Here is a 14,037-nt window from a genome sequence, read left to right as displayed (position 1 = left end):
GGGGGAACCTGCCGGCGCAGCGCTCAGCAGGGCCACGGTGTTGTCAGGTTTAGCCAGCCGCAGCCCGGGACAATACAGATAAAAAAACGGCGGGCATCAGGCCCGCCGTTTTTGCTGTCATGCTGACTTAGTTCAGACGCACCGGCATACCGGAGCGGTTCTGGATAGCCTGCTCAACCACGCTCTGATCGACATCAGACTGGCTGGTGATCGCCTGTACCGGCTGAGTCAGGGTAATAGGCACGATCTCGCCGCCCTGGAACTGGGCTTCGGTGGTCGACAGCGGGTTATGAACCTCGATGTAACGGCTGCCGTCCGGCTCGGTGGTGGCTTTTACCGGCTCATCGATAAACTGCACGCGGGTGCCGACCGGCACGTTCTCAAACAGGAATTTGATGTCATCGTTGCGCAGACGCACGCAGCCGTGGCTCACGCGCAGGCCGATACCGAAGTTAGCGTTGGTACCGTGGATGGCGTACAGGCGGCCGATATACAGCGCGTACAGACCCATCGGGTTATCCGGACCGGCCGGTACGACGGCAGGCAGCGGGTTGCCGGCGGCAGCGTATTCCGCATGCATCTTGGCGGTCGGGGTCCAGGTCGGGCCAGCCTTCTTACGTTCGACTTTGGTGGTCCAGTTGATTGGCGTATCTTTACCCAACTGGCCGATGCCGATCGGCAGAACGATCACGGTATTGGTGCCTTTCGGGTAGTAGTACAGACGCATTTCCGCGCTGTTGATGATGATCCCTTCATGCACGGTATCCGGCAGGATCAGCTGCTGAGGGATGTTCAGGACGCTACCGCCCTTCGGCAGATAGGTATCCACCCCCGGGTTGGCTTCCAGCATGTTGGAAAGCCCCATCTGATATTTGGCCGCGAAGTATTCCAGCGGCTGCTTGTTATCATCCGGAATGGTGATGACCTGGTTCTGACCAACCAAACGGCTGCCATCGGTTGGCAAAGGATAGGTGACAGCAGACGCTGTATTGCAAAAGCCTACGATGGCGAAGGCTGCCGCTAAGAGTGTAGATAATTTCATAGTTTTTAATGTCGTGTGCGAAATCAACGCCACACAGGCCTTTGTTAATGATTGAGACAGTAGATGGGAGCGCATTATATGTGCATTCCGCTGAACAGGTAAATCAGATGTGTACGAAATCACATTTTTTTCCCTGTCGCCTCGGCTGCCGCGCCCTGGCGTTCGGGGCGACAGGGGTTAGTCTTCCAGCAGCCGGGCCTGCAGCGCGACGCGGGCTGGGGCGGTGAGCTGATACTCTTCCGCCAGCCAGGCGTCGACATTGCCATAGCGCTGCTGAATGGCCGACAGTGCGGCGGCGAGATAGGACTCTTTCACCGTCAGGATGTCCGCCAGGCTCTGGCGCCCCTGGGCCGTCAGGTCGTTGCCGAGCATCTCCAGCATCCAGGCCTCCACCTGCGTCAGCATGCCATGGGTGAGGAGATACTCCTCCATCACCGTCTCGCTGTCGCATCCGACGGCGAACAGGGTTAACGCGCAGCCGACGCCGGTGCGATCTTTTCCGACCGCGCAGTGTTGCAGCAAGGCGCCGTCGAAAGGGGTCGTCAGCCACGCGGCGAGCTGGCGATAGGCCGGGTTGTTAAACGGCAGCTGGCGATAGAGTTGCAGCATAAACTGCTCGCCGTTCAGCGCATTAAGGGTGGCGGCATTCAGCTCGGTGACCTTCGCATTGACCTCGCCGAGCGGCGGATTGGCCGGCGCGTTGAGATAGTGGGTGAGCGGGCTCAGTTTGTCCGGGATGCGCTGCACTTCACCGGGGTCGCGGTAGTCGAGCACCCGGCTGAGCGGCAGGGTATCCAGGTGGTTGAGATCCTCAGCCGTTAGCCGGTTTAGCGCGCCGGAGCGCAGCAGCTTGCCGCTGCGTACCCGGCGTCCGTCGGCGGTGCGCTGGCCGCCCAGGTCGCGAAAATTGATGCCGCCCTGCAGGGATAAAAAGGCCGGATGTCGCGGTAGGCTGGTGGTCATGGGACTCCTCATCATCACGTACAGAATAACGGTTTGCGCGCAGGTCTCTGGCGCATCTGACAAAGACCATAGCACAAGCGCCGCGGCGGAATTTACCGCAGACCGTGAAAAGTGCGTCATTTACTGGCATAATGTCTGCTGTATCACACCCCTCATACTCTTTTTTCAGGATATCCCCGTGCTAGTATCCAGCAACGTTACCATGCAGTTTGGCAGTAAGCCGCTGTTCGAAAATATCTCCGTTAAATTTGGCGGCGGCAACCGTTATGGTCTGATCGGCGCCAACGGCAGCGGTAAATCGACCTTTATGAAGATCCTCGGCGGCGATCTCGAACCGACGCTGGGCAACGTTTCTCTCGACCCGAACGAGCGCATCGGTAAGCTGCGTCAGGATCAGTTCGCCTTTGAAGCGTTCACCGTGCTGGATACGGTGATCATGGGCCACAGCGAGCTGTGGGAAGTGAAGCAGGAGCGCGATCGCATCTACGCCCTCGCTGAGATGAGCGAAGAAGATGGCTATAAAGTGGCCGACCTGGAAGTTAAATATGGCGAAATGGACGGCTACTCTGCTGAAGCGCGCGCGGGCGAACTGCTGCTGGGCGTGGGCATTCCGGTTGAACAACACTACGGCCCGATGAGCGAAGTCGCCCCGGGCTGGAAGCTGCGCGTCCTGCTGGCGCAGGCGCTGTTCTCTAACCCGGACATTCTGTTGCTCGACGAACCGACCAACAACCTGGACATCGACACCATTCGCTGGCTGGAGCAGACGCTGAACGACCGCGACAGCACGATGATTATCATCTCGCACGACCGTCACTTCCTGAACATGGTCTGTACGCACATGGCGGATCTGGACTACGGCGAGCTGCGCGTCTATCCGGGCAACTACGACGAATACATGACGGCGGCCACCCAGGCGCGTGAGCGTCTGCTAGCGGACAACGCCAAGAAAAAAGCGCAGATTGCCGACCTGCAGTCCTTTGTTAGCCGCTTCAGCGCCAACGCCTCTAAATCGCGTCAGGCCACCTCGCGCGCGCGTCAGATTGACAAGATCAAGCTGGAAGAGGTTAAAGCCTCCAGCCGTCAGAACCCGTTTATCCGCTTCGAGCAGGACAAGAAACTGTTCCGCAACGCGCTGGAAGTGGAAGCCCTCACCAAAGGCTTTGAAGAAGGTCCGCTGTTCAAAAACGTCAACCTGCTGCTGGAAGTGGGCGAGAAGATTGCCATTCTGGGCGCCAACGGCGTGGGTAAATCCACGATGCTGAAAACCCTGGTGGGCGAACTGCAGCCCGATAACGGCACCGTGAAATGGTCTGAAAACGCGCAACTTGGCTACTACGCGCAGGATCATGAATACGAGTTCGAAAACGACCTGACGGTCTTCGAGTGGATGAGCCAGTGGAAACAGGAAGGCGACGACGAGCAGGCGGTGCGCAGTATCCTTGGTCGACTGCTGTTTAGCCAGGATGACATCAAGAAGCCGGCGAAAGTACTGTCCGGTGGTGAGAAGGGGCGGATGCTGTTTGGTAAGCTGATGATGCAGAAGCCAAACATCCTGATCATGGACGAACCGACCAACCACCTGGATATGGAATCCATCGAATCGCTGAACATGGCGCTGGAGATGTATCAGGGTACCCTGATATTCGTCTCCCACGACCGTGAGTTCGTCAGCTCGCTGGCCACCCGCGTGCTGGAGATTACCCCGGAACGGGTGATCGACTTCAGCGGCAACTACGAAGACTACCTGCGCAGCAAAGGTATCGAGTAATCCCTCTTCGTTACCCGGGTAGCGGCTATGCCTTACCCGGGCTACGCCTGGCATGGGATCTGTAGGCCCGCGCAAGCGTAGCGCCACCGGGCAATAACCGCGGGTAAAGAGCCACTTTCGCGCCGGATGGCGGCTGCGCCTTATCCGGCCTACGGTCGGTGCTATTGTGAGCTTAAGAGCCCTATCTTGTACCCATGGTTACTGGAACTGTCCGTTACCGGGGCTACCAAACCGCACAGTGCTGTAGCCCCGGTAAGCGGTAGCGCCACCGGGGGTTTTGAGGCCACCCGTTTGTAGCCCGGATTAGCGTAGCGCAATCCGGGAACATCATTAAATCCAGGCCGGGCAAGGCGTAAGCCGCCGCCCGGCATATCGCTTAGCGCCTCCACTCCGTTCCTTCAACGCCATTCACCAGCAGTTTGCGTTTTTCTCCCGCCGGTAATGACAGCTTCAGCGCTTTCCACGCCGGGCGATAGTTGCCGCGGGCGTTGACCTTCAGGTTGATGGTGCTGCTGTCGCACGCCATTTCCCACTCCAGCCATAGCGCATCGCCCTGTTTATAGCCCCAGCTTTCGCCGTCATCCTCAAACAGCAGACCCGAAGAGGTTCCGACGCCTTTCAGCGGGAACAGCTGCAGTTCGCGACGATCGTCCTGTTGCGCCGCAACATGACGGATGCGCTCGCTGAGCGGCAATCCGGCCCCGGCGCGGACCAGCAGCGGCAGCTTTTCCAGCGGCGCGTCGAGGGTGACCCACTGGCCACCGGCGAACCACTGGTGGCTGTAGAAATCGTACCAGCCGGCCTGATTATCCGGCAGCCACACCTCACGCTGACGGGCGCCAGGCTCGACCACGCTGGCCACCAGCAGGTCGCGCCCCAGCAGGAAGTCATCGCATTCGGCGAAGGTCTGCGCGTCGTGTTGATGATCGAGGAAGGTCGGGCGCAACATCGGCTCGTCGTCAGCATGCGCCTGCCACAGCAGGGTATACAGATAGGGCAGCAGGCGGTAGCGCAGCTCAATCGCGGAACGAATGGCCGGGGTAACGGCCGGATACATCCAGGCTTCGTTGACCGTCTGGTCGTCATTCCATGAGTGAATGGTAAAGCGCGGGTGCATCACGCCGTTTTGTACCCAGCGCACAAACAGCTCCGGCTCCGGTTTATCGCCGGAGAAACCGCCGACGTCGTGGCCGACGTTAAACAGCCCGGAAAGGCTCATGCCCAGCCCCATGCGGATGTTATAGCGCAGCGTATCCCAGTTGGTGCGGTTATCGCCGCTCCAGGTCTGGACGTAGCGCTGCATCCCGGCGCAGCCGGAACGAGAGATGAGATACGGGCGCTTTTCCGGCGCAAAGCGCTGCTGGGCTTCCATCGAGGCGCGCATCATCAGCAGCGGCATCACCGGGCGAATATGCTTGATGGCGATTTCGCGGCCAAAGCCGTAGCAGCGCGCTTCGCCGTCCCACACCTCATACTCGTTATTATCGTTCCAGGTCGAGTCTATGCCCATCTCCAGCAGCTGGCTGGTGACCCCTTCCTGCCACCAGGCCACGGTTTGCGGATTGGTGAAGTCGAGGTGCGATCCTTCATCGTCCCAGAAGCTGGAGCGCTCCGGAGCGTCGGTTTGCGAATCGCGAACGAAAAGGCCGCGCTCCGCCACCTCGCCATAGCGCGGATGGTCCTGCAGCAGGCAGGGTTTGATATTGGCGGCCAGCTTCAGCCCGGCGTCGTGAAACGACTGGCTCATCACTTTCGGCTGCGGCACCTTGTCGTAGTTCCAGTTAAAGACGTAGCGCTTGCCGTTAATCGAGGTATAGCCGGATGAGAGCTGGAACGAATCGCACGGAATAGCGTGCTCATCGCACAGGCGGATGAAGTTCATCAGCTGATTTTGCGCATCCGGCGCGTCGGTGTAGTGCATGGTCGAGCCGCTGTAGCCGAGGCTCCATTTTGGCCCGAACAGGGTTTTACCGGTCAGACGTACAAAGGCTTTGGTGACATCCAGCACCTGTTTACCGGTGAACAGGTAGTAATCGATATCGCCGGCTTCCGCCTGCCAGCGGCGGTAGGCGGTGTGGTAGTTGTCGATTTCGTTACCCAAATCCAGCCAGCAGCTGCTCAGGTTGTCGTAAAACAGACCATAGCTGACGTCGCTGCGCTGGGTGATGGTGAACGGAATATGTTTATACAGCGGGTCGGTGCTGGCGGCGTTGTAGCCCATGGCGTCGAGGTTGCGCATCTCATAACGCTTACCGGTGCGCTGCAGATCGCCGGCCTTTTCGCCCAGACCATAGAAACGCTCGTCTTTCCGGCGGCTCAGATAGTGGGCGACGCCGTCGCCGTGGGCATTGGCCAGATAGGCGCTGGTGGGGCGGTCGTTAGCAAGCTGCTGCCATTCCCCGGCGTCGTCGCGATAGCTCCACTCCAGCCACAGCGGCTGATGGACGGTGACGCGCAGCTGGCGGGTGGCGATGGTCAGCGTATCGGCCTCCTGTGTCAGCTGCCAGGCCGGGAGACTAAAACCGCTGAGGTCATCCCGGGCGCGGCCTTCCCACGGCACATCCTGCTGCGGAGCGATACTCCAGGTGCGATCCAGCGCCAGCTGGCCCTGGCGTTTCAGCAGCACGCGGAATAAATTCTCTTCCAGTACGTACAGGCACAGGGTGTGCTGGCCATCGACCGTCAGTTCAACGTGATGCTCCAGCTGTTGATGTAAACTCCAGTGTTTCAACGTTTTCATATCTTACATCCACTCTCAGGCGCGCTTGGCGCGACGTTCAGCAATAAATGCCACCAGGAAAACGGCGCCAATCAGGTCAAAGAAACCCATGGCGATGAACAGCGGGTTGAAGCCAATTTTGTCGGCGGTCACCCCGATTAATAACGAGAACAGGAAGCTGGCGATCCACGCCGCGGATCCGCGCATACCGTTTACCGTCGCCATTTGTCCCTTGTCGAACGACTCCACCACCAGCGCGCTGAGCATGCAGGAGATGATCTGATGTCCGAAGCCGCCAATGGAGATCAGGACGATGGTGATATAGGGATCGCGGGTGATAGCGACGAGGGCCAGGGAGATCATCAGAAATGCGCCGGTCACCGAGCTGGCGATCACTGAGTTGACTCGCGTACAGCCGAACCAGCGAACGTACAGGCGGGTGAGGTAGCCGCTGACCACGCTGCCGAGGTCGGCGGCGAGGAAAGGCAGCCAGGCGAACATGGCGATCTGCTTGAGATCCATGCCATGCTCTTTGGCCAGGTACAGCGGTACCCAGAAGCTCAGCACCGCCCAGGCGGGCTCGGCCATAAACGCGGGAATGGCGATCCCGTAGAAACGTTTATTCTTCGAGACGGTTTTGAGTGCGGTAAAGAAGGGCTGTTTCACCGGCGGCGCTTCGTTATCCTGCTTGATGTACTCCAGCTCGCTTTTGCTGAGGTTGGGGTGCTTTTCCGGGTTCTGATAGAAGGCCCACCACAGCACCACCCACAGCAGGGCCAGCGCGCCGGTAAACATAAACGCCCCCTGCCAGCCGAAGGAAGCGTGGGCGAAGTAGATGATCGGCGGGGCGAGCATTGCGCCGATAGAGAACCCGACGCCAGCCCAGCCGGCGGCGATTGGCCGTTCAGACTTCGGAAACCACTCGCCGATGGTTTTGGCGTTGGCCGGGGTGGCGGCCGCCTCGGCCCCGCCCATAAAGAAGCGCAATATCGCCAGGTGCAGCCAGCTGCCGGCCCCGGCGTGGGCGATACAGGCCAGCGCCCACAAGGTGGCGCAGATCATAAACCCGAGCTTCAGGCCGATGACGTCGATAAGCCAGCCACAGAGCGGCTGGAAAATCGTGTAAGCCAGCTGAAACGCGCCGACGATCCAGGAATATTGTTCGGTGGTAATGCCGAGCGTCGCTTTCAGTTCCGGGGCGATAATCCCCAGCGAGTTGCGTGTGATGTAGTTGACGGTGACGCCAAGTAAAAACAGGACCAGCACCCACCAGCGCAGGTTTTTTACCACCCGGCGCGTTTTGCTGACCGCGATATCATTGTTGAGGCCTTGACTCATAGCACACTCCACATGACGTTAGTAGGGGGAAAGTGACGACCTCAATCCTTGAGTGGCCACGTAGTGTTATTAACTATTTGAATAGTCTATTTTTTTATCTCAACATCATTGGTATAACTAGTATGGGAGATGTTGGACCAATTCAGGCTAAGGGAGAAAAAACGGCGGGCAAAGTGCTATTTATGCAAGTTTTTTCATGAAATGACCGGGATCTCAAATTTTGCGCTGTCATTTGCTTACAGGGAGCGCTTTGGCGATTATGAAAATTCTTTCATTTTTCAATCGGAGCTGGATCACAAAATGGATAAAAAGCTGCGCGTCGCCGAAATCGCCGCCCGCACTGGGCTGTCGGCCAGTACCGTTTCGCGCGTCCTGGCCGGAAAGGCGAATACCAGCGACAAGGCGCGCCGGGCGGTGCTGGAGTGCGCCCGCGAGCTGGGGGTCATGCAGGGGCTGGCCGCCGGGCGTCTGCTGCTCAATAATCTGCTGGTGTTTGCCCCGCAGCGCGCCTTCGATGAGCGGTCGGATATCTTCTACTACCGGGTGATCCAGAGCATCAATAACGTGCTGGCGGCGCATGAAGTGCGCCTGCGCTACTGCGCGCTGGACGAAAACGACAGCGACGCCAATCTGTTTCTTGCCCGCATGAACGAAGCGGAAACCCAGGCCGCGGTGCTGCTGGGGATCGACGATCCGCATATTCATGGCCTGGCGGCGGATCTGGGTAAACCCTGCGTCTTGATAAACTGTCGGGATGAAGGGATGCGGTTGCCGTCCATTGCCCCCGATCATCGTTTGATTGGCCAGTGCGCCGCCCGCTATCTGTTTGATATGGGGCATCGGGTGGTGATGAATGTCATGTGTTTGCGCCGCTATACCATGGAGCTGCGGCTGGGGGGGATCGAGGAGGCGTGGCGCGCGCGCAATTTGCGCTTTACCGCCAGCCGGGATCTCATCAGCGTCGCCAACTTTAGCGCCAGAGAGACCGAAGAGCAGGTGGGGGCCTGGCTTGATGGCTTACAGGGCAGGCCGTTGCCCACCGCCTTCCTGGTGGGCGGCGATTTCATGGCCGCCGGCACGGTCAGCGCATTGCAAAAGCGCGGCCTGCGGGTGCCGCAGGATGTCTCGGTGATGAGCATCGACGGGTTTAATCTGGCGGCGATCCAGGAGGTGCCGCTGACCGCGGTGCATGTGCCGCGGGATGAACTGGGCAGCGAGGCGGTGCATCTCCTGCAGCAGCGCCTGTTGCGCCCGGAGGCGCCGCACGGTTCGCTGCTGCTGCACGGCACGCTGGTGGTGCGCGATTCGGTACGGCGGATCCGGCCGGGCAAAGGCCATACCGCCGTGGAGCCGCAGGGGCTGTATGACGATTAAACCGGGATACCCAGCGCCCGCTTGCCGTGGATGTTCAGATCTTCCAGAGTGAAGCGCCCCTGCCAGCTGGCCTCATAGTCCTCGCGCGGGAAATCCCCCGGCGAGGCCCCTTTTTCCAGAGCAATTTTCACTTTCTGCGCGTAGGCGAGGTTCTTTTCGCACATCGGCGCTGCCGGAATGTACATCACATTGCCCCAGCCCTGCTGATTTTCCACCGGCGCCACCGAGTGAATGACGTCGCAGTGCCACCAGACGGAATCGCCAGCGTTCAGCGCCGGAATCGAACTGAGGGCTTTGATCAGCAGCGGGTGCCACTGCTCAGAGATCGGCAGTACTCTGCCCGGCGCGACGCCGCACAGCTCATCTTCCGGCACATCGTCAAGCAGCGGGCGCAGCAGAACATAAGCCATCGCCTCGGGGATCGGCACCACGTGCAGTAGCCCCTGACCCGGGATCATGTCCGACAGCGCGGTCCAGCCCTGGAAAGTGCGGAACACTGAGCATTTGGTGGTGTTGTCGACGGTGTACTCTTCCACTTCAGTACGGTGCGCGGCGTCCCACGGATCGTAAGCGTCGACATGACCGTTAAACACGTTGGCGAAGACCTGCTGGTAGGCGGGGAGCAGCCAGCGCTCCAGCGCACCGGAATCGGTATGCGCGCCCAGCCCCTTCGAGGTGGTTCCCGGCGGACGGCGGCGAATGCGGTCAGGGTAAATGACGCTGACGTCCGGATCGAACCAGCGCTTGCCGTCCTGCTCAAAGCGCCACAGGCGGTTGAGGAAGGACTGCGCCGCGGCCATTTCATCGCTCTGGCGGGCCTGCATTTGCGAGGGCGACCAGTAGATGGGATAGATTTCCGGCCGCGAAGCCTCAAGCGTACCGAAGAAGCTGTCGCCTGGCCCTTTGTAGACCTCGTCGAAATGGTTCAGATCCAGATATTCCAGCATCGCGGTATCCCAGGCCAGCGCCTGTTCGCGCGGAAAGTGGCCTTTGATCACCGCGCAGCCCCGGCGCTTAATAGCCGCGCGCTGGGCATCGCTCACGGTTCCCTCGGCGATATCGCGGAACGGAATGGTTGGCCAGACCTCCTGGCCTGCGGCTTTCAGCGTCTCAATCTCCTGCAGGCGCTCGCTGATGCGCGCTGAGAGCTTATCGAACACCGCCTGGACGTCGCCGATTTGCGCCCGCAGCGCCTGCTTCATCTGGCGAATCGCCGCTTTGTGGTCGGCGGGGAGTGTTTCGTGGGTCGGGAGAGCAGCCATAATAACCTCGCTGTATCTTTCATTCGAAAGTATTAAATCTTACAAACGTTAATTTAAGTTAAAATGGAGTTAATGCAAGTTTAAAATCTTGCTGCGGCGCACAAAATGGACAAGCCGGGGCGCGCAGCCCCGGAGAGAGGTCAATGGTTGAAGGGAGCGCTGTTATCGAGGACGGCCTGAATGACGTTCAGCGCGCCGTCATGGTTATTATCGTCGGTCGCGTATCCGGCGATAGCCTTAATGCTGTCGGCGGCGTTACCCATGGCGAAAGCGTATTTCACCAGCTTCAGCATTTCGGCGTCGTTGCCGCTGTCGCCGATGGCCACGCACTGCTGCGGCGACAGGTTCCAGCGCTTGAGCAGGCGGCTGATGCCGTTGGCTTTATGCAGGCCGGGAATAATCAAATCGACAAAGCCAAAGCCGCTGGTGACCGGCTTCATAATGCCGTCGAGCGACACGTGCAGTTTATCGATCAGCTGCGGGATCTCACTGTCCGGCAGGTTCAGAGAGAATTTGAACAGCGTATCGTCGATGGCGTGATAGTCGCTTACCCGCTGCAGACGGTGGTAGTGCTTTGACATCAGGTCGACGAAGGCATCCGGGGCGTTATCGCTGACGTAAGCGCTCTGCAGGCCGCAGGCGACGAAGTTCAGCTGCGGATCTTTGAGTAGTTCGCCAATCACCACCTGCGATTCGTGGCGGGTCAGTTCGCCGTGGAACAGCTGCTTACCATGCGCAAAGACCAGCGCGCCGTTTTCGGCGACGAACGAGATCTGCTCGCGGATCTCCGGGAAGAAGGAGATCAGCTGATAGTACTGGTTGCCGCTGGCGACAACGAATTCAATGCCGCGCTGCTGCAGCTGGGCGAATTGCGCCAGAAACCGTGCACGATCGTAGGTTTTGGCGTCATTGAGAAAAGTTCCGTCCATATCGGTGACGATAACTTTAACGGTCATAAGGGGGTGCTCCTGGCTTAACTTCGACCAGTAACATTCTAATTACAATGTGATGGGGAGCACAAATTTATTTCGAATGAAAGTTCATGCATTCAGAAAATGCCGGGAGGCGGCGTTGCCTTTCCCGGCCTGCAGGACAGGTAAGGCCCGCTAAGCGTCGCGCCAGCGGGCCTGAGGGGTTAGAGCGTATGCTCGGTACGGGCGATGATATCGTCCTGGGTATCCGGCGACAGGGCGGTAAAGAACGCCGAGTACCCGGCGACGCGCACCACCAAATCGCGGTACTGGTCGGGGTGTTTCTTCGCCTCCAGCAGCGTGTCGCGCGAGACAATGTTGTACTGGATATGCCAGCCTTTATGCACCTCGAAGAAGGTGCGCAGCAGCACCATCAGCTTCTGCTTATCGGACTCGTTCTCCAGGGTGGACGGATTCAGCTTCTGATTAAGCAGCACGCCGCCGAGGATCGCCCCGGTGGGCAGTTTACCCACCGAACTGATGACCGCCGTCGGTCCCAGATGGTCGGTTCCGGAGGCCGGGCTGGCCCCTTCCGCCAACGGGGTGTGCGCTTTACGGCCATCCGGCGTCGCCATGGTCTGCGCGCCGAACGGCACGTTGGCGGAGATAGACGACGTGCCGGCGTAATAGTTGCCGCCGATCGGGCCGCGGCCATAGCGCGGGTTGTGATACTGCTTCAGCTCGTCGATATAGGTCTGGTAGGCCCGCGCCAGCAACGTGTCCACGCTGTCATCATCGTTACCGTACTTCGGCGCGCCGTTGATCAACCGCTGGCGCAGCTGCTCGTGGGTCAGGCCGTCGAAATCTTCCGCCAGCGCCTTCGCCAGTTCCTGCTGGCCGATAACGCCCTGATCGAAGACCAGCTTTTTCACCGCCGCCAGGCTGTTGCCGAGGTTGGCGATGCCCACCTGCAGACCGGACACCCAGTCATATTTCGCGCCGCCTTGCTTGATACTCTTCGCCCGTTCGATGCAGTCGTCCACCAGCGCCGAACAGAGAATATCGTGGACGTTCTCTTCCAGCATGGTATCGACCACGTACTCAATCTCAATCGACTTACGGGTGTAGTAGCGGATCTGGCGGTCCCAGTCGGCCAGCACCTCGTCGAAGTTAGCGAAGTTGCCTTTCGACAGGGCGTGCTCCTGCGGCAGAAACACCTGGCCGCTGGTGGCATCGCGGCCGCCTTCCAGCGTCGCCAGCATCACCCGCGCGAAGTTGATAAAGCTCATGCCGGTGCAGCGATAGCCCCATTTGCCGCCGACCGCGGTTTCGATACAGCCGATGGCCGCATAATCGTAGGCGTCCTGCGGCTCAATACCCAGCTTGATAAATTCCGGGATCACGATTTCGTCGTTATTAAACGCTGGCATACCGAAGCCGCAGCGGATCACCTGGACGCAGGCGTCGAGGAAATCGTTGCTCATTCCGGCGTGGTAGCGCACGCTGAGGTTCGGCTGGGTGGAACGCAGACGACCGCAGGATTCCAGGATGGCATACGACAGCGGGTTGACCCCGTCCTGCGGCTGGCCATCCACCAGGTTCTGGCCGCCGATGGTGACGTTCTGGTACAGCGGGCTGCCGGCCGAGGCCTTGGAGTGCGAGCCGGAGCGGATCTTGTTAACCTCCAGCAGCTTCAGCCAGCAGCTGTGCAGCAGCTCAATGGCCTGTTCGCGATCCAACGATTGCTGCAGCTCAACGTCGCGGCGGTAGTACGGATAGAGGTACTGGTCCATGCGGCCAAACGAGACCGAGTGGCCATTGGATTCAATCTGCAGGATCAGCTGAATGAAGTAGCACAGCTGCAGCGCCTGCCAGAAGGTCTTCGGCGGCTCATGGGCGATGATGTCGCAGTTTTCGGCAATCGTCAGCAGCTCCTCGCGGCGTGCGTCACGGGATTCTGCCGTCGCCATCTCGCGCGCCAGCGCGGCGAAGCGTTTGCTGTGGTCGCTGACCGCCGCCAGCACAATATCAATCGCTTTCAGGAACTGTTCGCCGTGCAGGTCTTCCAGCACCGTCAGATTGATGCGCGACCGGCGTTCGGCGACTTTCGCGCGCAGGCCGTCCAGGCCTTTCTCCAGCAGCAGCGGGTAGTTGACCGCCAGGTGGGCGTCGCCGGAGGTCATGTTGCCCTCTGCCTTAATAATGCCGGTGGCGAGCAGCGCTTTCTGCTCATCGGTAAACATGCCGTAGCAGCGGTCCTGTACGGTCTGGCCGCGCCACCACGGGCACACTTCATGCAGCACGCGCTTGTTCTCTTCGCTGACCGCGAAGCCGGCGCCGGGGCGGTCGGCGAGATCGTCGATCTCTTTTTCGATCCAGCTGACGGTGTATTCCGGGAAGATCGGCGCGGCGCGCACTTCGCTGGCCTGGTTGCCGACGATCAGCTCATCGTGCTTGATCCAGATGGTGCGCTCGGCAAGGTGATGCGCCAGCGCCAGGGCACGACGCACCGGGATTGGCTTATCAAGATGCTGCTGATACATCTCGGTGTAGTGGCGGGCGCGTTCGGTACAGACCGGTGGCTTGACAATATGCACCAGCGCCATTTTATGGGCCTGGATGCGGGCGCTGAGGGTGTTGAGTTTCAGAGTCGTCAT

At 59.7% G+C, this 14,037-nt stretch carries 8 protein-coding genes and 1 pseudogene; 2 read left to right on the top strand and 7 right to left on the bottom strand.

What is annotated here, in order from left to right; all coding sequences use genetic code 11:
- Window positions 1-127: 127 nt before the first annotated feature.
- On the bottom strand, window positions 128-1,042 hold the full coding sequence (gene ldtB, locus ACLEXF_RS11050; RefSeq protein ID WP_004886230.1) for a L,D-transpeptidase: 915 nt from the start codon (window positions 1,040-1,042) through the stop codon (window positions 128-130).
- A gap of 177 nt (window positions 1,043-1,219) precedes the next feature.
- Window positions 1,220-2,135: pseudogene (locus ACLEXF_RS11045) on the bottom strand (tyrosine-protein phosphatase).
- Window positions 2,136-2,183: 48 nt separating this feature from the next.
- Between ACLEXF_RS11045 and ACLEXF_RS11040 the strand changes: the two are divergent.
- Entirely contained in the window at window positions 2,184-3,776 is a 1,593-nt protein-coding gene (locus tag ACLEXF_RS11040) for an ABC-F family ATPase (RefSeq protein WP_004886235.1), read from the top strand.
- Between the two features lie 376 nt (window positions 3,777-4,152).
- On the opposite strand, the gene ACLEXF_RS11035 is transcribed toward ACLEXF_RS11040, so the two are convergent.
- Window positions 4,153-6,516 carry a glycoside hydrolase family 31 protein gene (locus tag ACLEXF_RS11035; protein WP_004886238.1) on the bottom strand — a complete coding sequence of 788 codons (2,364 nt, stop codon included), beginning with the start codon at window positions 6,514-6,516 and terminating at the stop codon, window positions 4,153-4,155.
- Between the two features lie 15 nt (window positions 6,517-6,531).
- On the bottom strand, window positions 6,532-7,833 hold the full coding sequence (locus ACLEXF_RS11030; RefSeq protein ID WP_004886240.1) for an MFS transporter: 1,302 nt from the start codon (window positions 7,831-7,833) through the stop codon (window positions 6,532-6,534).
- A 300-nt stretch (window positions 7,834-8,133) separates the two neighbouring features.
- Between ACLEXF_RS11030 and ACLEXF_RS11025 the strand changes: the two genes are divergently transcribed.
- Complete coding sequence (locus ACLEXF_RS11025) at window positions 8,134-9,207, top strand: LacI family DNA-binding transcriptional regulator (RefSeq protein WP_407259878.1); 1,074 nt, start codon at window positions 8,134-8,136, stop codon at window positions 9,205-9,207.
- Here ACLEXF_RS11025 and ACLEXF_RS11020 read toward each other — a convergent pair.
- From ACLEXF_RS11020 to ACLEXF_RS11010, 3 genes are all read right to left on the bottom strand, one after another.
- Window positions 9,204-10,469 (bottom strand): DUF1479 domain-containing protein, encoded by a 1,266-nt coding sequence (locus ACLEXF_RS11020; RefSeq protein ID WP_017900150.1) that lies wholly within the window; start codon window positions 10,467-10,469, stop codon window positions 9,204-9,206. The two genes, ACLEXF_RS11025 and ACLEXF_RS11020, sit on opposite strands and share 4 nt — an antisense overlap.
- 140 nt (window positions 10,470-10,609) lie before the next feature.
- Entirely contained in the window at window positions 10,610-11,425 is an 816-nt protein-coding gene (locus tag ACLEXF_RS11015; protein WP_407259877.1) for a Cof-type HAD-IIB family hydrolase, read from the bottom strand.
- A gap of 179 nt (window positions 11,426-11,604) precedes the next feature.
- The gene (locus ACLEXF_RS11010; protein WP_407259876.1) at window positions 11,605-14,037 is read right to left on the bottom strand and encodes a formate C-acetyltransferase/glycerol dehydratase family glycyl radical enzyme; all 2,433 of its coding nucleotides are present in this window, start codon (window positions 14,035-14,037) and stop codon (window positions 11,605-11,607) included.

It is taken from the genome of Klebsiella pneumoniae complex sp. WS1778, from assembly GCF_049472055.1.
Lineage (GTDB): Bacteria > Pseudomonadota > Gammaproteobacteria > Enterobacterales > Enterobacteriaceae > Klebsiella > Klebsiella quasipneumoniae.
The sequence above is the reverse complement of the archived record's forward strand: the minus strand, read 5'-3'. Positions and strand labels throughout refer to the sequence as shown.

Coding starts and splice junctions, on each gene's coding strand:
- ACLEXF_RS11020 (WP_017900150.1), bottom strand. CDS start 10,469: ATGGCTGCTCTCCCGACCCACGAAACACTCCCCGCCGACCACAAAGCG.
- ldtB (WP_004886230.1), bottom strand. CDS start 1,042: ATGAAATTATCTACACTCTTAGCGGCAGCCTTCGCCATCGTAGGCTTT.
- ACLEXF_RS11025 (WP_407259878.1), top strand. CDS start 8,134: ATGGATAAAAAGCTGCGCGTCGCCGAAATCGCCGCCCGCACTGGGCTG.
- ACLEXF_RS11035 (WP_004886238.1), bottom strand. CDS start 6,516: ATGAAAACGTTGAAACACTGGAGTTTACATCAACAGCTGGAGCATCAC.
- ACLEXF_RS11015 (WP_407259877.1), bottom strand. CDS start 11,425: ATGACCGTTAAAGTTATCGTCACCGATATGGACGGAACTTTTCTCAAT.
- ACLEXF_RS11010 (WP_407259876.1), bottom strand. CDS start 14,037: ATGACGACTCTGAAACTCAACACCCTCAGCGCCCGCATCCAGGCCCAT.
- ACLEXF_RS11030 (WP_004886240.1), bottom strand. CDS start 7,833: ATGAGTCAAGGCCTCAACAATGATATCGCGGTCAGCAAAACGCGCCGG.